We start from the raw sequence: 18,581 nt of genomic DNA, 5'->3' as shown, positions 1-18,581 counted from the left end.
GCCGGAAACCGTATGAGCCGTCCGGCCCGCGATTGACAGGACGGGCGCCGGCGTGTTGAACCGCCGCCGGACGCCTGCCCCTTCGGGATACCTGCTCTCACGCCTGATGCGGTTCCGGCTATCGGCTCGGCTTCTTCCTTCCCTCTCGCAAGGGGAGAGGGAAAAGCGCGGCTCACGGCCGATGGGCCTCCCGAGCTGATTGAGTGGACAACGCCATGGCTGCCGAAACGAGATCGCCCGCGGCAACGCGCCGGACCTTCGCCATCATCTCGCACCCGGACGCCGGCAAGACCACGCTGACCGAGAAGCTCCTCTTGTTCGGCGGCGCCATCCAGATGGCCGGCCACGTGCGCGCCCGCGGCCAGAACCGCCGCACCCGCTCCGACTGGCTGGAGATCGAGCGTTCCCGCGGCATCTCGGTCTCATCCTCGGTGATGACGTTCGAGCGCGACGGCATCACCTTCAACCTGCTCGACACGCCCGGCCACGCCGACTTCTCCGAGGACACCTACCGCACGCTCTCGGCGGTCGACGCCGCGGTGATGGTGATCGACGCCGCCAAGGGCATCGAGAGCCAGACCCGCAAGCTGTTCGAGGTCTGCCGGCTGCGCGACATCCCGATCGTCACCTTCATCAACAAGATCGACCGCGAGGGCCAGGATCCGCTGGCACTGCTCGACGAGATCTCGTCCGGCCTCGCGCTCGACCTGACGCTGTGGACCTGGCCGATCGGCATGGGCGTCGACTTCCGCGGGCTCTACGACATCCGCGGCAAGCGGCTGATGATGCCGAGGGAGGTGCGCACCGACCCGTGCGGCCGCAGCGTGGCGCTGCACGACATGGGCGCCATCGCCGACCTGCCGGAGGTCGAGGGCCGGATCGCCGAGCCGGCGCTGGAGGAGCTGGCGCTGTGCCTGGAGGATCTGCCCAAGTTCGACCACGCGTCGTTCCTGGAAGGCCATTTGTCGCCGGTGATCTTCGGCAGCGCACTGCGGGACTTCGGCGTCGGCGAGCTCTTGGACTTCCTGGCGCAGTATGGCCCGGGCGCTCTGCCGCGCGCCGCCAATGTGCGAAACGTCGAGCCGGACGAGCCGGCCGTCAGCGGCTTCGTCTTCAAGGTCCAGGCCAATATGGACCGCAACCACCGCGACCGCGTGGCCTTCGTGCGGCTGTGCTCGGGCCGCTTCAAGGCCGGCATGAAGCTGTTCCATGTGCGCGAGAAGCGTCAGGTCGCCATCAACGCGCCGATGTTCTTCTTCGCCCAGCAGCGCGAGACCGCCGACGAGGCTTACCCCGGCGACATCATCGGCATCCCCAACCACGGCCTGCTCAGGGTCGGCGACACGCTGACCGAGGGCGAGGCGTTCCATTTCGAGGGCATCCCGAACTTTGCGCCCGAGGTGCTGCGCCGGGTGATCTTCTCCGACTCGCTGCGCGCCAAGCAGCTCCACAAGGCACTGTCCGACATGGCCGAGGAGGGGGTCGCCCAGATCTTCCGGCCGGTGAACGGTGCCTGGCCGATCCTGGGGGCGGTCGGCACGCTGCAGCTCGAAGTGCTGGCCTCGCGGCTCGACCAGGAATACGGCCTGCCGATCAAGCTGGAGAACGCGCCCTACGAGATGGCGCGCTGGGTGAAGAGCGAGAAGCCGGAGGAGCTCAAGCGCTTCGTCGAGGCCAACCGCTCCAGCATCGCCGAGGACAAGGACGAGGCGCTGACCTTCCTGGCCAAGAACGCCTGGACGCTCAACCGCACCATGGAGGAGTGGCCGGACATCCGCTTCCTCGCCGTGCGCGAGCGGAACTGAGCGAAACTCTTACGGTTTCCGGCGGAATATGGTCTTCCAGCCCTGCAGGCCGGAAACCGTATCAACCCCGCCGCCGCACCCGGACATAGAGCGCGCCCTCGCCGCCATGGACGGCGTGGGCGGTCTCGAACCCCACCACCAGCGGCCGAAGCTCGGCCGATCCCAGCCACAGCGGCACTTCGCGGCGCAGCACCCCGCGCTCGTGACCGAAATGGGTCACGGCGCCGGGCGCGCCCTTGCCGGTGATCACCAGCACGATGCGGGCGCCGTGCGCCTGCGCCTGGACCAGGAATCGCAGCAGCCGGTCGTGCGCCTCGCGGCGGGTGAGCCCGTGCAGGTCGATGCGGGCGTCGATCTCGACCACGCCGCGCACCAGCCGCAGCCGGGTGCGCCGTTCCAGCGGCGCCAAGGGCGGGGCGGGCTTGCGGGCCGGTTCGGGAGCGGGGGATGCCTTGGGGGCCGCCCGGCCGGGCCGGGACGCCGGATGCACGGCGGGCTGGCCGGTGTCCGGCACCTCGGCGGCGGCCTTCGACTCGATGTCCGGCTCGACGGCCGGCCGGCGTCGCGGCTTGCGGCCGCGCAACGGCTTGATGTCGCGAGTGACGTGCTCCCACAGCGCGCGCTCGTCGTCGGTGAGCGGCCCGCGGGGGCGCCGCGGGCTCATCGGGCCGGCGGCCCGTCCACGGCCGGCTCGACCCCGCGCGGAAGCAGCATGACGAAGCGGCCGGCGTGGCGGATGCGCCCGGCGACGGCCGCGGCCTCCTTGCCGGCGCCGAAATAGATGTCGGCGCGCGCCGGCCCGACGATGGCCGTGCCGGTGTCCTGGGCGATCATCAGCCGGCGGAACGGCTCGGCGGCACCGGGGGCCGACAACGGCAAGGCAGCCTCGATCCAGAACGGCGTGCCATAGACGTGCAGCGCACGGTCGACGGCGATCGAGCGGCCCGGCGTCAGCGGCAGGCCCTGGGCGCCGATGGCGTGCTCCTCGGGCGCCAAGTCGGCCTCGCGGAAGAAGACGTAGGAGCGGTTCATCCGCATCAAGGCCCGGCCGTCTTGCGGATTGGCCTCGATATAGGCGCGGATGCGGTCGAGCGTCATGTCCTCCTTCGCCACGATGCCGCGGGCGATCAGGATGCGGCCGACCGGGGTGTAGTCGTGGCCGTTGCGGGCGGCGAAGGCGTAGCGCCTCAGCCGGCCATCGGGCAGCCGCACCTGGGCCGAGCCCTGGATCTGGCAGAAGAAGGCATCGACCGGATCCTTCAGCCACACCAGCGCATAGCGGCGGGCGTCGACCGCCCCGTCCTCGATCGCCGCGCGATCGAGCCACGGTTCAGCCGGGCGGCCGTCGCTGCGGCCGGCGAGCAGGCGCGTCAGCTCGGCCGGCACGGCGAGCAGCGGCGTCGCATAGACCGCGGACGGCTGGAGCGCGCCCTCGACGATCGGCTCGTAATAGCCGGTGAGGAAGCCTTCGCCACCGGCCGGGCGGATGCGCCAGGGCTGGAAGTTGTCCTCGAAGAAGCGCCGCGCGCTCGCGGCGTCGGCCGCCGGGTGGGCGAGCGCGCGGGCGCACGCCGCCTTGAGGCCCTGGCTGACCGGCTGCGCCGCGCGGCTCGGAGCCTTGGCTTTGGTCACCGCCCGGCAACTGGCGAGGAAGGTGCGGAAGGCCGCCAGATGATCGTCGCTGCCCCAGCCTTCGAGGCCGGCGAACGCCACCGGCTCCAGCGTCGCCCCGGCGAGGCGGACGGCGGCAGGCGGCGCGGCCATGGCCGACCCCGGTGCCACCACGGCACCGAGCGTCAGGGCTCCACTCAAGGCTCCAAGCAACGACAGCAGCGCGGCCACGGCGGGGGTTCCGGCATCGCCGCTGAGGTCAGGCGGCCTCGGTGGCGATGAGCTTCCAGTTCGGATCGCGCGAGGTCAGGTCGCGCGCGAAGGTCCAGATGTCGGTGACGTCGGTGACCTGATCGGGATTGCCGTCGACCACCGCGCCGGCCTTGTCGCGGGTCACCGTCACGAGCTGCGACACGAAGCGGACGGTGACGTGGACGATGCGGTCCTTGAGCTCGGCGCCGACCACCTCGGCCTTGTCGATCGACACGAAACGCGACTCGACCGTCTCGCCGCGCGCCTCGCGGTCGGCGATGGCGGCGATGAAGCCGTCATAGACGTCCTTGGCGAGCAGGTCGCGCAGCGTGCGCCGGTCGCCATTGGCGAACGCGGTGACGATCATCTCGTAGGCCGCCCGCGCGCCGCCCAGGAAGTGCTGCACGTCGAAGCTGCGGTCGGCGGTTAGGATGTCGTCGAGGCCGCGTTCCAGCGCCGAGCCGGGCTCGGCGACGCCGGCCCAGCGGCCGGGCGGCAGCGGCTCATCCTCGCGGCGCTCGGTGCCGGGCACGCGCCGGGGCAACGGCACCACGTTCTCGCCGGTCTGCGTCCTCGCATCGCGGGCCACCTCGCCCGGCGGCCGCTCGTGCCCGGTCTTCTGGCCCAGCACGCTGCGCAGCCGCAGGAAGATGAACAGGGCGAGCGCCAGGAAAATGATCGTGTAGATGTCCAACACTGTCTCTGCCTCATCGGCGGGGGCGTGACCTCTGGATGAACTCCCGACGCGCGGGAGCCGGCATCCGGCACCCCTATGTCGAAGGACGTTCGGTCCCAGACTCGATACAGATTCGATCTCGATACAGGCTCGATGATCTCGGTACAGACTCGATAATGCGTCCTCTGACCCACTCCGGATGTCCGCGGCTGCGAACGTCCGGATCGGACCCCAGGCACGCGCGCGGCGCACACTGCCGACTGCCGCGTGATCCCCATCTATGCCGGAATCAGCGGCAATCCAGACGTCGCCCGATCCCTTTTGCCACATGTCGCAAGGGATGGGCGAGATGGATCGGCGAGATCAGTTGGCGAGCCGCAGACCCAACCTTGGCCGAAACGTCTGAACTGAAGAGCGGAATCTCGGCAAGCGAAATATGAAATTCCGGTGACGGCGCCGGATTTCGTATCAATCTAAACGATGTCTGCCGGTGCGCCAATGATCGGCGGCCGTTATGCTTGCCGCCAGGGGCTTCGTCATGGTAGCGACCAGCGCAACGGCGGGGCTGTCCGTCGCGACCGAACGGAGTTCATTATGAATACCACGGCGAACGGGGCTCCGACGGAGTCGAAGGCACCGGGCCTGAACGTGCTTGCGCAGTTCATCAAGGATTTCTCGTTCGAGAATCCCAATGCGCCGCAGTCGCTGGTGCCTCCTCCGCAGCCGCCCTCCATCAATGTGCAGATCAACGTGACGGCAAATCCGTTGAGCGCCACGGACTACAATGTCGACCTCAAGATCGAGGGCACGGCCCAGCACGAGAACACCGTGCTGTTCTCCTTCGATCTGAGCTATGGCGGGGTGTTCCGCGTCCACAACATCGCGCCGGAAGCGGTGCACCCGGTGGTGCTGATCGAATGCCCGCGGCTGCTGTTCCCGTTCGCGCGGCAGATCATTGCCGAGGCGGTGCGCAATGGCGGCTTCCCGCCGCTTCTGCTGGAGCCGGTCGATTTCGCCGCGCTCTACCGCCAGCGCCTCGCCGAGCTGCAGGCGGCCTCGCCGACCCCGCCGGCCGCCTGAGCGCCGCGGCAGCAACCTGTCGGAAATTTCCAATGGCCGGGACAAGTCCCGGCCATTGGCGTTTCAGCCTGCCTTCTCGTCCTTCGGCGCGGCCGGCACCACCGTCGCCGTGTCGGAGAGATCCTCCTCATAGAGGCGCCAGATGGCGTGCTCGCCCAGCGTCGCCACGAACGCATGGTGCGCCTCGACCTCGGCGCCGGTGAGACGCGGCGGCAGCGGCGCCGGGCGGGTGCGCACCCCGGCGGGGTCGCGCCGCAGCGTGCCGGTGCGCGCCACGTCCAGCACCAGATTGGCCTGCCGCGCCCCCACCAGCTCGACATAGACCTCCGCCAGCAGCTCGGCGTCGAGCAGCGCGCCGTGCTTGATGCGGTTCGAATTGTCGATGCCGAAGCGGGTGCACAGCGCATCCAGCGTGTTGGAGGCGCCGGGAAACTTGCGCCGCGCCAGCATCACGGTGTCGACCACCCGCTCGCGGCCGATCGGCGGCCGGCCGAGCCGCTTCAGCTCGGCGTCGAGGAAGCCCAGGTCGAAGGAGGCGTTGTGCGCCACCAGATGGGCGTCGGCGACGAAGTCGAGAAAGCCGTCGGCGACCTCGGCGAAGCGCGGCTTGTCGCGCAGGAACGCGGTCGTCAGGCCATGGATCTCGACCGCGCCCTGCGGCACCTCGCGCTCGGGATTGATGAAGGTGTGAAACGTGCGTCCGGTCGGCCAGCGGTTCTCCAGCTCGACGCAGCCGATCTCGACCAGCCGGTCGCCGCTCAGCGGGTCGAGCCCGGTGGTCTCGGTATCGAAGACGATCTCGCGCAATCCGGTCTCCGCCTCAGTTTCCGCCGGCCATCAGGCTGGCGGACCGCAGGATGCCGTGCACCTGGCTGCGGGCGGCGGCAAAGCCGCGGCTGGTATCGACCAGGAAATGCGCGCGCCGCCGCTTCTCGGCATCCGGCATCTGCTTGGACAGGATGGCGGCGAATTTCGCCTCCGTCATCCCCTCGCGGCCCATCACCCGGTCGCGCTGCACAGCTTCGGGCGCGGTGACCACCACCACCGCGTCGACGCGGGCCTCGCCGCCGGTCTCGAACAGCAGCGGGATGTCGAGCACGGCGATGCGGCGGCCGGCCTGGCGCGCCTGGGCGAGGAACGCCTCGGCATCGGCGCGCACCAGCGGGTGGACGATGCGTTCGAGATCGGCCAGCGCCACCGGATTGTCGAGCACGCGGGCGGCCAGCGCCGCGCGGTCGACGCCAGCCGCCGAAGTGGTGCCGGGAAAGCGCGCCTCGATCGCCGGCACGGCGGCCTCGCGATAGAGCCGGTGGACGGCGGCATCGGCATCGTGCACCGGCACCCCGGCCTCGACGAACATGGCGGCGGTCGCCGACTTGCCCATGCCGATCGAGCCGGTGAGGCCGAGCACGATCATCGCTCCGCCTCCGCGGTGGCGGCGTCCGGCGCGATCTTTGCCCGGATGTCGGCCTCGATCAGCGCCCGCAAGTCCGCCGTCACCAGCGGCGTCACCCCGAACCAGCGCTGAAAGCCCGGCACCGCCTGGTGCAGCAGCATGCCGAGCCCATCGGTGGCGGCGTGGCCGCGGGCGCGGGCCGCCGCGAGAAGCTCGGTCTCCAGCGGCACATAGACGATGTCGGCCACCGCGGCATGCGCGGGGAGCGGATCGAGATCGATGCCGAGGCGCGGCTGGCCGGCCATGCCGAGCGAGGTGGTGTTGACCAGGAGGTCGGCACCAGCGAGCAGCGCCGGCAGGTTCTCCCATCCGGCGGGCTTCACCCGGGGGCCGAGGACGGAGGCAAGCTGTTCGGCGCGCTCAAGCGAGCGATTCACCACGCTGACGCGATCGATTCGGCGCTGCAATAATCCATGGACGATGCCGCGCGCCGCGCCGCCGGCGCCCAGCACTACGGCGTGGCCGGTGCGGCCGTCCCAGCCGGGCAGGCGGGCGTCGAGATCGGCGAGAAAGCCCACGACGTCGGTATTGGCGCCGCGAAGCCGGCCATTGTCGATCCACACGGTGTTGACGGCGCCGAGTGCACGGGCGGCGTCGTCGGCGTCATCGACGGTGGCGAACGCGGCTTCCTTGTGCGGCAGGGTGACATTGGCGCCGACATAGCCGTGAGCGGCCAGATTGCGCAGGAAGGCCGGAAAGTCGGCGGGCGCCACATCCTCGCGGCCATAGCTGCCGGCGAGGCCATGCTGCTCGAGCCAATAGCCATGGATCAGCGGCGAGCGGCTGTGCGCCACCGGATGGCCGATGATGCAGGCGCGCGGTTCCATGGTCAGCCCTCCAGTGCGCCGTGCTGGCGCAGCGCCGCCAGCACGGCCAGGAGCGGCAGGCCGAGAATGGTGGCGTGATCGCCGGCGATCCGCTCGAACAGATGAATGCCAAGACCCTCCAGCCGATAGCCGCCGACCGTTTCGGTGACGGAGGAACCGGCCGCGGCGAGATAGAGATCAAGGAATCGGTCGTCGAACCGCCGCATGACGAGTTCCGCCCGGTCGGCTCCCTGCCACAGCACGCGGCCATCCTGCGCCAGCGCCGCCGCGCTGTGGAGATGATGAGTGTTCCCGCGCAAAAACCCAAGGATCTCGCGGGCTTCGGCGACAGTCGCGGCCTTGTGGATAAGATCGGGGCCGAAGCTCATGGTCTGGTCGGCGCCGAGCACCAGCCGGCCGGGCGCCTTGGCCGCGGCGGCGAGCGCCTTGGCGGCGGCCAGATCCAGCGCGAGCGCCGCGCCGTCCGATCCCGCGACCGCGCGCTCGTCGACATCGGCCGGCGCAATCTCGATCGGGATGCCGGCGCTCTGCAGCAGGTCGCGGCGCGCCGCGCTGCGCGACGCAAGAATCAGAGGCTCGGTCAGCCGCCACAGCGCCATCGGTTCATTCGTGCCCGATCTGCTCGCGCCGCCGGTCATTGATCAGCGAGACGATGGCGGCCGCCGTCTCCTCGATCGACCGCCGGGTGACGTCGATCAGCGGCCAGTTGAAGCGGCAGGCGAGCTTCTTGGTAAAGGCCAGCTCCTCGGCGATGACCTGGCGGTCGATATAGGTGTCGCCGGCCTGCGAGGCGTTGAGGCCGAGAATGCGGTTCTGCCGGATCTGCGAGATGCGCTCGGGGCTCGCCACCAGCGCCACGATCAGTGGCCGCGTCAGGGTTTCGAGCTGAGACGGCGGCGGAATGGGCGGGACCAGCGGCACGTTCGCGGTCTTGATGCCGCGATTGGCGAGATAGATCGCCGTCGGCGTCTTGGAAGTGCGCGAGATGCCCACCAGCACGACGTCGGCCTCGTCGAGATCGTCGACGATCTGGCCATCGTCATGCATCATGGTGAAGTTCATCGCATCGATGCGCTTGAAATAGTGGGCATCCAGCGTGTGCTGGGCGCCAACCCGCGAGGCGGTCTCGGCGCCGAGATAGGATTGGAACAGGCTGAGCACCGGCTGCAGCACCGACATGCAGGGAATGCCGAAATCCCGGCACTTCTCTTCCAGCCGGTTCGACAAGTCCCGGTCGACCAGCGTGTAGAGCACGATGCCGGGTGCCGTTTCGATCTCGGCGATCGCCCGGTCGAGCTGCTTGGAGGTGCGCACCAGCGGATAGACGTGCTCGACCGGCGAGAACGGCGCATAGCGCGCCGAGGCGGCGCGGCCGACGGTGATCAGCGTCTCGCCGGTGGCGTCCGACACCAGGTGAAGATGGAAGTAGCTTTCCTGCGGCTCGTCGATCGGCACGGGGGACCACCTGTGGACAGATGGGGAGAAGGCCACGGCCAAGCGGCCGGCGCAAGCGGGCGGCGGGATAAAGCCTGAGATTGCTCCACAGGCCAGCCCGCGGGAGACGCGACGGCGGGGGCTGTGAACCGCGGCGGCACGCTAAGGCGGCACGCTAAGGCATTATCCGGTGGCGCCAAGGGCTTGCCCGCCAGCATGAGGCATGCGAACGAGGGCTTCCATCCGATGGCCCGCTGTGGACGGACTGTTGATCGCGACGTATGAGTCCAAACACCCCCCCAAACTGACTCAACAGACTCTTCTAAAAGGATATTTGTTTTGAGTGAGCCCGTGGGACGAACCGCCAAGACCCTGATGCGCGTGCTGTCCGGAGAGCGGATCTGGCCGCCGCCGATGTGGCTGATGCGGCAGGCCGGACGCTATCTGCCGGAGTATCGCGCGACGCGCGACAAGGCCGGTTCCTTCCTGTCGCTCTGCTACAATGCCGAGCTTGCCACTGAAGTGACCCTGCAGCCGATCCGCCGCTTCGGCTTCGACGCCGCCATCCTGTTCTCCGACATCCTGGTGGTGCCGCACGCGCTCGGCCAGTCGGTGCGCTTCGAGGCCGGCGAGGGGCCGCGGCTCGACCCGGTCGCGACCGCCCAGGCGTTCGCCGGCATTCGCGAAGAGATCGACCTGCAGCTCCTGGCACCCGTGCTGGAGACGGTGGAGCGGGTCGCCGCGGCGCTGCCGGCGCAGACGACGTTTCTCGGCTTCTGCGGCGCGCCCTGGACGGTGGCGACCTACATGGTGGCCGGCCAGGGCACGGAGGACCAGGGGCCGGCGCGCCAGCTCGCCTACACCGATCCGGCGCTGTTCGGCGCGATCATCGACCGGCTGGTCCGGGCGTCGATCACCTATCTGGTGGCGCAACTCAAGCGCGGTGTCGATGCGGTGCAGGTGTTCGACACCTGGGCCGGCATCCTGCCGGACGCCGAGTTCGACCGCTGGGTGATCGCGCCGACCAAGGCGATCGTCGACGGTGTGCGGGCCGAGGTGCCGGGGGCGCGAATCATCGGGTTTCCGCGTGGCGCCGGCGCCCGCCTGCAGCGCTACGCCGCCGGGACCGGGGTCGACGGTGTCGGGCTCGACTGGACGGCCGACGGCGCCTATGTCCGCTCCGAGGTGCAGACCAGGGTGGCCGTGCAGGGCAATGTCGATCCGCTGGTGCTGATCGCCGGCGGCGAGGCGCTCGACCGTGCGGTGGACGCCGCAATCGCGGCCTATGGCCACGGCCCGTGGATCTTCAATCTCGGCCACGGCATCACGCCCAACGCGCCGATTGCGCATGTCGAGCGGATGATCGCCCGAGTACGCGCCAGCACGGGACCGGTGTGATGGCGGCGATGTCGACGGCAAAGGTGGTGCAGCGGGCGGTGATGGCGCTGGTCATCACCGCCGCCCTGGCGGCAATGCTGGTCTATGGCGCGAGCCCGACCGCGGTGTTGTGGCTGAAGTCGCTGCACATCATGGCGGTGATGGCCTGGATGGCCGGCATGTTCTATCTGCCGCGGCTGTTCGTCTATCACACCACCGTGCCGGTCGGCTCGCAGGCTTCCGAAACGTTCAAGGTGATGGAGCGCAAGCTTCTGCGCTACATCATGAACCCGGCGATGGTGGTGAGCTGGGCAGTCGGCCTGTGGCTGGCCTGGGACATCTATCGCTTCGAGGGCGGCTGGCTGTGGGCCAAGATCGTCGCGGTGGTGCTGCTGTCGACGGCGCACGGCTATTTCGCGATGGGCGTGCGGCACTTCGCCGAGGACCGCAACACCCGCTCGGAGCGGCATTGGCGGATCGTCAACGAGGTTCCGACCCTTCTGATGATCGCCATCGTGATCTTCGTGGTGGTCAAAGGCTTCTGACGGCTTTTGCTGCGGGCGGTATGACAGGGCTTGCGCCGCCCGCGGCAATCGCTTACATCGCTTGCGTTCTCCTAACGTAGGCGGGCGCGAGAGCCGAATCGGCCGGCGTCTCTTCAAGCCGGCGACGCGCCATGTCGACGAGCCCACGGCCGAACGGCCGTCCCGGCTCGCTTCCAAGACCTACGATTTTTCCTTCCCCTGCCGACAGACACCGATTGTGCGGTCTGTCAGGATTTCTCGCAATGCGCGAAGTGAAACTTCAGGATCTGAAGTCCAAGACTCCCATTGAACTCCTGGCATTTGCCGAGGAGATGCAGGTCGAGAACGCGAGCACCATGCGCAAGCAGGAGCAGATGTTCGCGATTCTCAAGCAGCTTGCGTCCCGCGACATCGACATCATCGGCGAAGGCGTGGTCGAGGTTCTGTCCGATGGCTTCGGGTTCCTGCGCTCGCCCGACGCCAATTATCTGCCCGGCCCCGACGACATCTACGTCTCGCCCTCGCAGATCCGCAAATTCTCGCTGCGCACCGGCGACACCGTCGAGGGCCGCATCCGCAGCCCCAAGGAGGGCGAGCGCTATTTCGCCCTGCTCCAGGTCAACACCATCAATTTCGAGGACCCGGAGAAGACCCGCCACAAGGTCAATTTCGACAATCTGACGCCGCTCTATCCCGACGAGCGGTTCAAGATGGAGGTCGACAACCCGACCACCAAGGATCTGTCGCCGCGGGTCATCGACATCGTGGCGCCGCTCGGCAAGGGCCAGCGTGCGCTGATCGTCGCGCCGCCGCGCACCGGCAAGACGGTGCTGCTGCAGAACATCGCCCACTCGATCACCACGAATCACCCCGAGTGCTACCTCATCGTGCTTTTGATCGACGAGCGGCCGGAGGAAGTCACCGACATGCAGCGCTCGGTGAAGGGCGAGGTGATCTCCTCGACCTTCGACGAGCCGGCCTCCCGCCACGTCCAGGTCGCCGAGATGGTGATCGAGAAGGCCAAGCGGCTGGTCGAGCACTCCCGCGACGTGGTGATCCTGCTCGATTCGATCACCCGCCTGGGCCGCGCCTACAACACGGTGGTGCCGTCCTCCGGCAAGGTGCTGACCGGCGGCGTCGACGCCAACGCCCTGCAGCGGCCCAAGCGCTTCTTCGGCGCCGCCCGCAACATCGAGGAAGGCGGCTCGCTGACCATCATCGCCACGGCGCTGATCGATACCGGCAGCCGCATGGACGAGGTGATCTTCGAAGAGTTCAAGGGCACCGGCAATTCGGAAATCATCCTCGACCGCAAGGTGGCCGACAAGCGCACCTTCCCGTCGATGGACATCACGCGCTCCGGCACCCGCAAGGAAGAGCTCTTGGTGCCCAGCGACGTGCTGAAGAAGATGTACGTGCTGCGGCGCATCCTGACGCCGATGGGCACGGTCGACGCCATCGAGTTCCTGATCGACAAGCTGCGCCAGACCAAGAGCAACCAGGAATTCTTCGATTCGATGAATACCTGAGCCGGGCTCGGCCACCGATCCGGACGGAGGAAGAACGGGCGGCTTTGCCGCCCGTTTGCGTTTCGGGCCTCGTGGTTTCGGGGCACGTGTCGGTCACAGCAGGGCTGCGGCCGTGGGACGTGCCGCCGCCGCGGCGAGGTGCTCCGGCAGCGTCACCGGCAGCGAGCAGCGCTGGCCGGCGCAGACCAGCGCCACCGTCGCACCGTTCGCGGCGAGGGCGCGGGCGGGATGGCCGGCCGGCAGGGTCGCAGCCTCCGGCGCGCGCAGAACGATTCGGCTGAGAAACGGCAACCGGAGCGCGGCGGCGGCGAAGGCCGCGTTATCCGGCCCGACGCAGACGATCTCCGCACCAGACAGGCGCAGATCGATGGCGCCGAGCAGCGCGGCGTGGGCGAACAGGTTGGCGGCGGCGAGCGGGCTCAAGGTCGCGATCAGCCGGTCGGCCCGTTCACGATAGCCATCCTCGCCGGTCAGCACGGCAAGCCGGATCAGGTTCTGGGCGATGATGCCCTGCGCGTTGGGCGTGGCGTCGTCCTCGCTCGGGCGCAGCCGCAGCACCACGGCTTCGGCATCGTCGGCGGCCAGGAAATAGGAGCCGTCGGGCGCGAGGTGATGATCGTCGAGCGCCGCCTGCCAGGCGCGCGCCCGGTCGAGATAGGCGGGCTCGCCGGTCGCCTCGTTGAGCGCCGCTGCTGCCTTGATCATCATCGCATGGTCGGACGCGAAGCCCGGGAGCGTGAGGCGGCCGGCGCGCCAGGCGTGTCCGAGCCGGTTGCCGCGGCTCATGGTGCCGGCGACGAATTCGAAGGCTCGGGCCGCACGGTCGATCCAGCCCGGCTCGCCGAGCAACGCGCCGGCATCGGCCAATGCTGCGATCATCAGGCCGTTCCAATCGGCGAGGATCTTGTCGTCGAGGCCGGGACGCGGCCGGCGGCTCCGGACATCAAGGAGCGTGGCGCGCAGCGATTCGAGTCGGATCCGGTTCGACTCCGACAGATCCGGCGCGTCGAGCTGGTGCAGGACGTTGGTGCCCTCCCAGTTTCCGGCCGCGGTGACGCCATAGGCGGCGGCAAATACCGCGGCGTCGCCGGCGCCGAGGTGGTCGATGATCTCTTCCAGCGTCCAGGTGTAGAATTTGCCCTCGGCGCCCTCCGAATCGGCATCCAGGCTCGCGGCGAACGCACCCTCCGGCGTGGTCATCTCGCGATCGAGCCAGGCGACGATCCCAGTTGCGCGGTCGCGATAGAGCGGGTTGCCGGTGCGGGCGTGCGCGAGCGCCAGCAGCGCCAAAAGCTGGGCGTTGTCGTAGAGCATCTTCTCGAAATGCGGCACGTGCCAGCGCGCGTCGACCGAATAGCGGGCGAAGCCGCCGCCGAGATGGTCCCAGATGCCGCCCTGCGACATGCGGGTCAGCGTGGTCTCGACGGCGGCGAAGAACGTCTCGTCGCCGGTGCGCAGGCCGGCACGCCAGAGAAGTTCGAGCACCGGGGCTTGCGGGAACTTCGGTGCCGTGTGCGGGCCGCCGAGGACGGGATCGAACAGCCCGGCGATCTGGCGGGCGACGTCGTCGAGCTCGCGGCGGCCGAGATCGACGGCCTCGGTGGCGGCGCGGCGGGTGAGCAGCGCGCGGCCGATGGCGGCGGCATTGCCGGCGACGCGCTCGGGCTCGTCCTGAAACACGCGGGCGATCTCGCGGCAGACCTCGACGAAGGACGGCCGGCCGTAGCGCGCGACCTTGGGAAAATAGGTGCCGCCCCACACGGGGGCGCCGCCGGGGGTGAGGAACATGGTCAGCGGCCAGCCGCCCGGCTCGCCCAGCGCATGCAGCGCCGACATATAGAGGTGGTCGACGTCGGGGCGCTCCTCGCGATCGACCTTGATGTTGACGAACAGCGCGTTCATCACCGCGGCGGTCGCGGGGTCCTCGAAGCTCTCGTGTGCCATCACGTGGCACCAGTGGCAGGCGGCGTAGCCGACCGACAGCAGGACCGGCCGGCCGGTGCGCTGGGCCTCCGCCAGCGCCTCCGGCCCCCACGCCCACCACTGGACCGGATTGTCCTTGTGCTGGAGAAGGTAGGGGCTGGTTTCGCGGGCGAGGCGGTTTGAGGGCATTGCGGGCGCGTCCTTCCGTGTCGGTGTCGTCCGGTCGGGGGTGCCCGAGAGCGGCGGGCGCCGGGTGAAGCGACCCCATGTCAAATGGTCCGGCCGCGGCGTCCGGACAGGGCTGAGAGCGGAAATCGCCGTTCGATGCGCCTTCGGGCCGGGCCTTTCGGATGCCGGACGCGATGTCGCCGAAAACTCCTTGATCCGGGAAGGCTTTTTCGGCGACAGGACTTCGGCTTGAAGGTCTGATCGGCCGAGACCGAACGAGGAACGGATGCGCGGAGCGGGCACCATCTTCGCCCTGTCGTCGGGCCGGCCGCCGGCCGGCGTGGCGGTGGTGCGCGTGTCGGGGGCGGGGGCGCGATTCGCGCTCGAAGCCCTGGCCGGGGTGGTAGGGGCGCCGCGCCGGATGCGGCTGGCGACGCTGCGCGACCCCGCGACCTTCGAGCCGCTCGACCGGGCGCTGACGGTGTTTTTTCCCGGCCCCGCCAGTGCGACGGGCGAGGATATTGCGGAATTCCACCTGCATGGCGGGCTAGCGGTGGTGGCGGACGTGCTCGCCGCGTTGGGCCGCCTCCAAGGCCTGCGGCTGGCCGAGCCCGGCGACTTCACCCGCCGGGCCTTCGCCAATGGGGTCATGGACCTGGCGGCGGTGGAGGGGCTGGCCGACCTGATCGGGGCCGCGACCAGCGGCCAACGCCGGCAGGCGCTGGCGCAGGCGTCGGGCGCGCTGGGGGCGGCGGTGGCGGGCTGGCGCGAGCGGCTGATCGGGATCGCCGCTTTGGTCGAGGCGTCGATCGACTTTTCGGACGAAGGCGACGTGCCGGCGGACCTCGTTGCGACGGCGCGGACGGCGCTTGCGGCGCTGGATCGCGACGTTGCGGCGGCGTTGGACGGCGCTCGGCGGGGCGAGCGGATGCGCAGCGGCCTGGTGGTGGTGATCGCCGGCCCGCCCAATGCCGGCAAGTCGAGTCTGCTGAACGCGCTGGCGCGCCGCGAGGTGGCGATCGTGTCGGCGCTGCCGGGGACGACGCGCGACGCGATCGAGGTGCACCTCGACCTTGACGGCCTGCCGGTGACGGTGATCGACACGGCGGGCTTGCGCGAGGGCGCCGATCCGGTGGAGAAGGAGGGCATCCGCCGGGCGCACGCGCGCATGGCGCTGGCCGACCTGGTGCTGTGGCTGGAACCGGCGGACGAACCGGCCACGCCGCCGCCCGCCGGCGCGGCGCCGGTGTGGCGGGTCGGCACCAAGCGCGATCTCGCCGGGGGCGGGCCGTCCGATTCGGACTCGAAACGGGATGGCGTGCGGCACCGGGTCTCGACCCGAAGCGGGGCGGGGCTCGACGCGCTGGTGGCCGACATCGCGGCGGCCGCGGCCGAGATGGTCGGCGGCGAGCCGCCCTTGGTGACGCGGGCGCGGCAGGCCCAGGCGTTGGACGTGGCGCTGGCGGCGCTGCGCGATGCCGGGGGGCGGCCGGACGCGGCGCCGGAGCTGATGGCCGAGGATTTGCGGCGGGCGGCGCGGGCGCTCGGCGAGGTGGTCGGGATGGTCGACGTCGAGGACGTGCTGGATGCGATCTTCAGGCAGTTCTGCGTCGGCAAGTAGCGACGGGTTTCACGTGAAACGCGGCGACACTCCCGGCGTTTCACGTGAAACGCCGAGAGCCGCGATGCCCGGAAGTATGAACGGACAGTCGGACGGCGCATGACCAGGACCGAGAGTTTCGACGTCATCGTGGTGGGTGGCGGCCACGCCGGCTGCGACGCGGCGGCCGCCGCGGCGCGCCTCGGCGCGCGCACGGCGCTGGTCACCCACCGCTTCGCCACCATTGGCGCGATGAGCTGCAATCCGGCGATCGGCGGGCTCGGCAAGGGCCATCTGGTGCGCGAGATCGATGCGCTCGACGGGCTGATGGGGCGGGTCGCCGACCTCGGCGGCATCCAGTTCCGGGTGCTGAACCGGCGCAAGGGGCCGGCGGTGCGCGGCCCGCGCGCCCAGGCCGACCGCAAGCTCTATGCGGCGGCGATGCAGGCAGCGATTCGGGCCCAGAACGATCTGACGGTCATCGAGGCCGAGATCGACGATCTGGTGGTGGCGGACGGCCGGGTGACGGCGGCGGTCACCGGCGATGGCCGCGTGCTGCAGGCCGGGGCGGTGGTGCTGACCACCGGCACCTTCCTGAACGGGCTGATCCATATCGGCGAGACCCAGATCCCGGCCGGGCGGGTCGGCGAGCCGCCGGCGCTCGGCCTGTCGCGGACGCTGGCGCGGATCGGCCTGACGCTCGCCCGGCTCAAGACCGGCACGCCGCCGCGGCTCGACGGCCGCACCATCGACTGGGCGAGCCTGGAGATGCAGTCGGGCGACGACCCGCCCGAGCCGTTCTCGGTCCTGACCGCGCATCTGCCCAATCCGCAGGTGCAATGCGGCATCACTCGCACCACCGAGGCAACGCACGCGGCGATCCGCGCCAACCTTGCGCGCTCGCCGATGTATTCCGGCCAGATCGAGAGCCGCGGGCCGCGCTACTGCCCGTCGATCGAGGACAAGGTGGTGCGGTTCGGCGACCGCGACGGCCACCAGATCTTCCTGGAACCCGAGGGGCTCGACGATCCGACCGTCTATCCCAACGGCATCTCGACCTCGCTGCCGGAGGACGTGCAGCGCGCCGTGGTGGCGTCGATCCCGGGTCTTGAGCGCGCCGTCATCCTGCGGCCCGGCTATGCCATCGAATACGACCATATCGATCCGCGCGAGCTTGAGCCGACGCTGGAGACCAAGCGGGTGGAAGGGCTGTTCCTGGCCGGGCAGATCAACGGCACCACCGGCTATGAGGAGGCGGCGGCGCAGGGGCTGATCGCCGGGCTGAATGCGGCGCGGCGGGCGGGTGGCGCGGCGGGCGTGGTGTTCGACCGGGCCGAGGCCTATCTCGGCGTGATGGTCGACGATCTGGTGACGCGCGGCGTCACCGAGCCCTACCGCATGTTCACCTCGCGCGCCGAGTACCGGCTGACGCTGCGCGCCGACAATGCCGACCAGCGGCTGACCGGGCGGGGGATCGCACTGGGCTGCGTCGGGGCGGCGCGGGCGCGCCACGCCACGGCCAAGCGGGCGGCGCTCGACGCGGCGACGGCGCTCGCCCGGTCGCTGACCGTGACGCCGGACGAGGCGGACCGATTCGGACTCGTTTTGAATCGGGACGGCAAGCGGCGCTCGGCGTTCGAGTTGCTGTCCTATCCGGACGTCGAATTCGAGGCGGTCGCCCGCATCTGGCCGGAGCTTGCGGCGCTCGACCCGCCGATCGCCCGCCAGCTCGAAATCGACGCCACCTATGCCGTCTATCTCGACCGGCAGGCCTCGGACATCGCCGCATTCCGACGCGACGAGGCGCTGACGCTGCCGGCGGACCTGGATTATGCCGGCATTGCCGGCCTGTCGGTGGAGCTGCGCCAGCGGTTGGCGCGGGTGCGGCCGCACACGGTGGGGCAGGCGGGGCGGATCGAGGGCATGACGCCGGCGGCGCTGGCGCTGCTGTGCGTGCGGGCACGCCGCGAGGGCGGTGGACGGACCGGTGGACCGGCGGTGGACAACGGGCCGCAGGCCGGGGGACAGGCTGTGGACGGGTTGTGAACGAGTCGGATCCGCAATGACCCGGCCGTGTTGCGCGCGGTTGGCGCAAGCCTCTGATGGGGCGTCGAAATCAACGACATTTCCGTCGTCGCCGGGCGCGTGCCGGCGGTCCCGAGATGCTTTCCGGCCTTTGCCGCCCTCTTTGCCGTCGCCGTGGCCGGCCTCGTGACGGTCTCATCGAGATCGCCGGGACAAGCCCACGGCTGTCCGGCACGGATTGTGCTTATGCGGCGGGCCTCGGTTGGTGGCGCGCGCGGCGGCGGGCGTGGGCCG

General features: G+C 69.8%; 16 protein-coding genes. 7 read left to right on the top strand and 9 right to left on the bottom strand.

The genetic code is table 11. The features are described from left to right. Positions 1–215 precede the first annotated feature (215 nt). On the top strand, positions 216–1,805 hold the full coding sequence (locus F1193_RS10275) for a peptide chain release factor 3 (protein WP_150097596.1): 1,590 nt from the start codon (positions 216–218) through the stop codon (positions 1,803–1,805). Between the two features lie 61 nt (positions 1,806–1,866). Here F1193_RS10275 and F1193_RS10270 read toward each other — a convergent pair whose 3' ends face one another. The 3 genes from F1193_RS10270 to F1193_RS10260 form a co-directional block, all read right to left on the bottom strand. Further along, entirely contained in the window at positions 1,867–2,469 is a 603-nt protein-coding gene (locus F1193_RS10270; protein ID WP_150097595.1) for a Smr/MutS family protein, read from the bottom strand. Continuing rightward, the gene (gene mltA / locus F1193_RS10265; protein WP_150097594.1) at positions 2,466–3,569 is read right to left on the bottom strand and encodes a murein transglycosylase A; all 1,104 of its coding nucleotides are present in this window, start codon (positions 3,567–3,569) and stop codon (positions 2,466–2,468) included. The genes F1193_RS10270 and mltA overlap by 4 nt, the downstream gene beginning before the upstream one ends. Positions 3,570–3,675: 106 nt before the next feature. Continuing rightward, entirely contained in the window at positions 3,676–4,362 is a 687-nt protein-coding gene (locus F1193_RS10260) for a Tim44/TimA family putative adaptor protein (protein WP_150097593.1), read from the bottom strand. Between the two features lie 576 nt (positions 4,363–4,938). On the opposite strand from F1193_RS10260, the gene secB reads away from it, so the two are divergent. Next, positions 4,939–5,424, top strand: coding sequence for a protein-export chaperone SecB (secB, locus tag F1193_RS10255; RefSeq protein WP_150097592.1), 486 nt, complete (start codon positions 4,939–4,941; stop codon positions 5,422–5,424). Between the two features lie 63 nt (positions 5,425–5,487). Here secB and dnaQ read toward each other — a convergent pair whose 3' ends face one another. The 5 genes from dnaQ to F1193_RS10230 are packed head-to-tail and all read right to left on the bottom strand — an operon-like array spanning position 5,488 to position 9,156. Continuing rightward, positions 5,488–6,231 carry a DNA polymerase III subunit epsilon gene (gene dnaQ / locus F1193_RS10250; protein WP_150097591.1) on the bottom strand — a complete coding sequence of 248 codons (744 nt, stop codon included), beginning with the start codon at positions 6,229–6,231 and terminating at the stop codon, positions 5,488–5,490. Between the two features lie 13 nt (positions 6,232–6,244). Continuing rightward, the gene (coaE, locus tag F1193_RS10245; RefSeq protein ID WP_150097590.1) at positions 6,245–6,841 is read right to left on the bottom strand and encodes a dephospho-CoA kinase; all 597 of its coding nucleotides are present in this window, start codon (positions 6,839–6,841) and stop codon (positions 6,245–6,247) included. Then, positions 6,838–7,707 (bottom strand): shikimate dehydrogenase, encoded by an 870-nt coding sequence (locus F1193_RS10240; RefSeq protein ID WP_150097589.1) that lies wholly within the window; start codon positions 7,705–7,707, stop codon positions 6,838–6,840. The genes coaE and F1193_RS10240 overlap by 4 nt, the downstream gene beginning before the upstream one ends. 2 nt (positions 7,708–7,709) lie before the next feature. Then, positions 7,710–8,306 carry a Maf family protein gene (locus F1193_RS10235; RefSeq protein ID WP_150097642.1) on the bottom strand — a complete coding sequence of 199 codons (597 nt, stop codon included), beginning with the start codon at positions 8,304–8,306 and terminating at the stop codon, positions 7,710–7,712. A 4-nt stretch (positions 8,307–8,310) separates the two neighbouring features. After that, positions 8,311–9,156, bottom strand: coding sequence for a pyruvate, water dikinase regulatory protein (locus F1193_RS10230; RefSeq protein ID WP_246164296.1), 846 nt, complete (start codon positions 9,154–9,156; stop codon positions 8,311–8,313). A 360-nt stretch (positions 9,157–9,516) separates the two neighbouring features. Here F1193_RS10230 and hemE point away from each other — a divergent pair, with 360 nt between their 5' ends. From hemE to rho, 3 genes are all read left to right on the top strand, one after another. Further along, entirely contained in the window at positions 9,517–10,539 is a 1,023-nt protein-coding gene (gene hemE / locus F1193_RS10225) for a uroporphyrinogen decarboxylase (RefSeq protein ID WP_150097641.1), read from the top strand. Further along, positions 10,539–11,063: a protoporphyrinogen oxidase HemJ gene (hemJ, locus tag F1193_RS10220; RefSeq protein ID WP_150097587.1), complete on the top strand. Its 525-nt coding sequence runs from the start codon at positions 10,539–10,541 to the stop codon at positions 11,061–11,063. Before hemE ends, hemJ begins: the two co-directional genes overlap by 1 nt. A 242-nt stretch (positions 11,064–11,305) precedes the next feature. Continuing rightward, positions 11,306–12,571, top strand: a complete 1,266-nt coding sequence (rho, locus tag F1193_RS10215) for a transcription termination factor Rho (RefSeq protein WP_150097586.1) — start codon at positions 11,306–11,308, stop codon at positions 12,569–12,571. A 93-nt stretch (positions 12,572–12,664) separates the two neighbouring features. On the opposite strand, the gene F1193_RS10210 is transcribed toward rho, so the two are convergent. Next, a complete protein-coding gene (locus F1193_RS10210; RefSeq protein ID WP_150097585.1) occupies positions 12,665–14,683 on the bottom strand; it encodes a thioredoxin domain-containing protein in 2,019 nt (672 codons plus the stop codon). 265 nt (positions 14,684–14,948) lie between these two features. Here F1193_RS10210 and mnmE point away from each other — a divergent pair, with 265 nt between their 5' ends. Both mnmE and mnmG read left to right on the top strand, forming a co-directional pair. Continuing rightward, on the top strand, positions 14,949–16,283 hold the full coding sequence (gene mnmE, locus F1193_RS10205; protein WP_150097584.1) for a tRNA uridine-5-carboxymethylaminomethyl(34) synthesis GTPase MnmE: 1,335 nt from the start codon (positions 14,949–14,951) through the stop codon (positions 16,281–16,283). Positions 16,284–16,382: 99 nt separating this feature from the next. Then, positions 16,383–18,308 carry a tRNA uridine-5-carboxymethylaminomethyl(34) synthesis enzyme MnmG gene (mnmG, locus tag F1193_RS10200; RefSeq protein WP_150097583.1) on the top strand — a complete coding sequence of 642 codons (1,926 nt, stop codon included), beginning with the start codon at positions 16,383–16,385 and terminating at the stop codon, positions 18,306–18,308. Positions 18,309–18,581 lie beyond the last annotated feature (273 nt).

It is taken from the genome of Blastochloris sulfoviridis (assembly GCF_008630065.1).
GTDB classification, from domain to species: domain Bacteria; phylum Pseudomonadota; class Alphaproteobacteria; order Rhizobiales; family Xanthobacteraceae; genus Blastochloris; species Blastochloris sulfoviridis.
The sequence above is the reverse complement of the archived record's forward strand: the minus strand, read 5'-3'. Positions and strand labels throughout refer to the sequence as shown.

Coding starts and splice junctions, on each gene's coding strand:
- F1193_RS10275 (WP_150097596.1), top strand. CDS start 216: ATGGCTGCCGAAACGAGATCGCCCGCGGCAACGCGCCGGACCTTCGCC.
- F1193_RS10270 (WP_150097595.1), bottom strand. CDS start 2,469: ATGAGCCCGCGGCGCCCCCGCGGGCCGCTCACCGACGACGAGCGCGCG.
- mltA (WP_150097594.1), bottom strand. CDS start 3,569: ATGGCCGCGCCGCCTGCCGCCGTCCGCCTCGCCGGGGCGACGCTGGAG.
- secB (WP_150097592.1), top strand. CDS start 4,939: ATGAATACCACGGCGAACGGGGCTCCGACGGAGTCGAAGGCACCGGGC.
- coaE (WP_150097590.1), bottom strand. CDS start 6,841: ATGATCGTGCTCGGCCTCACCGGCTCGATCGGCATGGGCAAGTCGGCG.
- F1193_RS10240 (WP_150097589.1), bottom strand. CDS start 7,707: ATGGAACCGCGCGCCTGCATCATCGGCCATCCGGTGGCGCACAGCCGC.
- F1193_RS10235 (WP_150097642.1), bottom strand. CDS start 8,306: ATGGCGCTGTGGCGGCTGACCGAGCCTCTGATTCTTGCGTCGCGCAGC.
- hemE (WP_150097641.1), top strand. CDS start 9,517: ATGCGCGTGCTGTCCGGAGAGCGGATCTGGCCGCCGCCGATGTGGCTG.
- hemJ (WP_150097587.1), top strand. CDS start 10,539: ATGGCGGCGATGTCGACGGCAAAGGTGGTGCAGCGGGCGGTGATGGCG.
- rho (WP_150097586.1), top strand. CDS start 11,306: ATGCGCGAAGTGAAACTTCAGGATCTGAAGTCCAAGACTCCCATTGAA.
- F1193_RS10210 (WP_150097585.1), bottom strand. CDS start 14,683: ATGCCCTCAAACCGCCTCGCCCGCGAAACCAGCCCCTACCTTCTCCAG.
- mnmE (WP_150097584.1), top strand. CDS start 14,949: ATGCGCGGAGCGGGCACCATCTTCGCCCTGTCGTCGGGCCGGCCGCCG.
- mnmG (WP_150097583.1), top strand. CDS start 16,383: ATGACCAGGACCGAGAGTTTCGACGTCATCGTGGTGGGTGGCGGCCAC.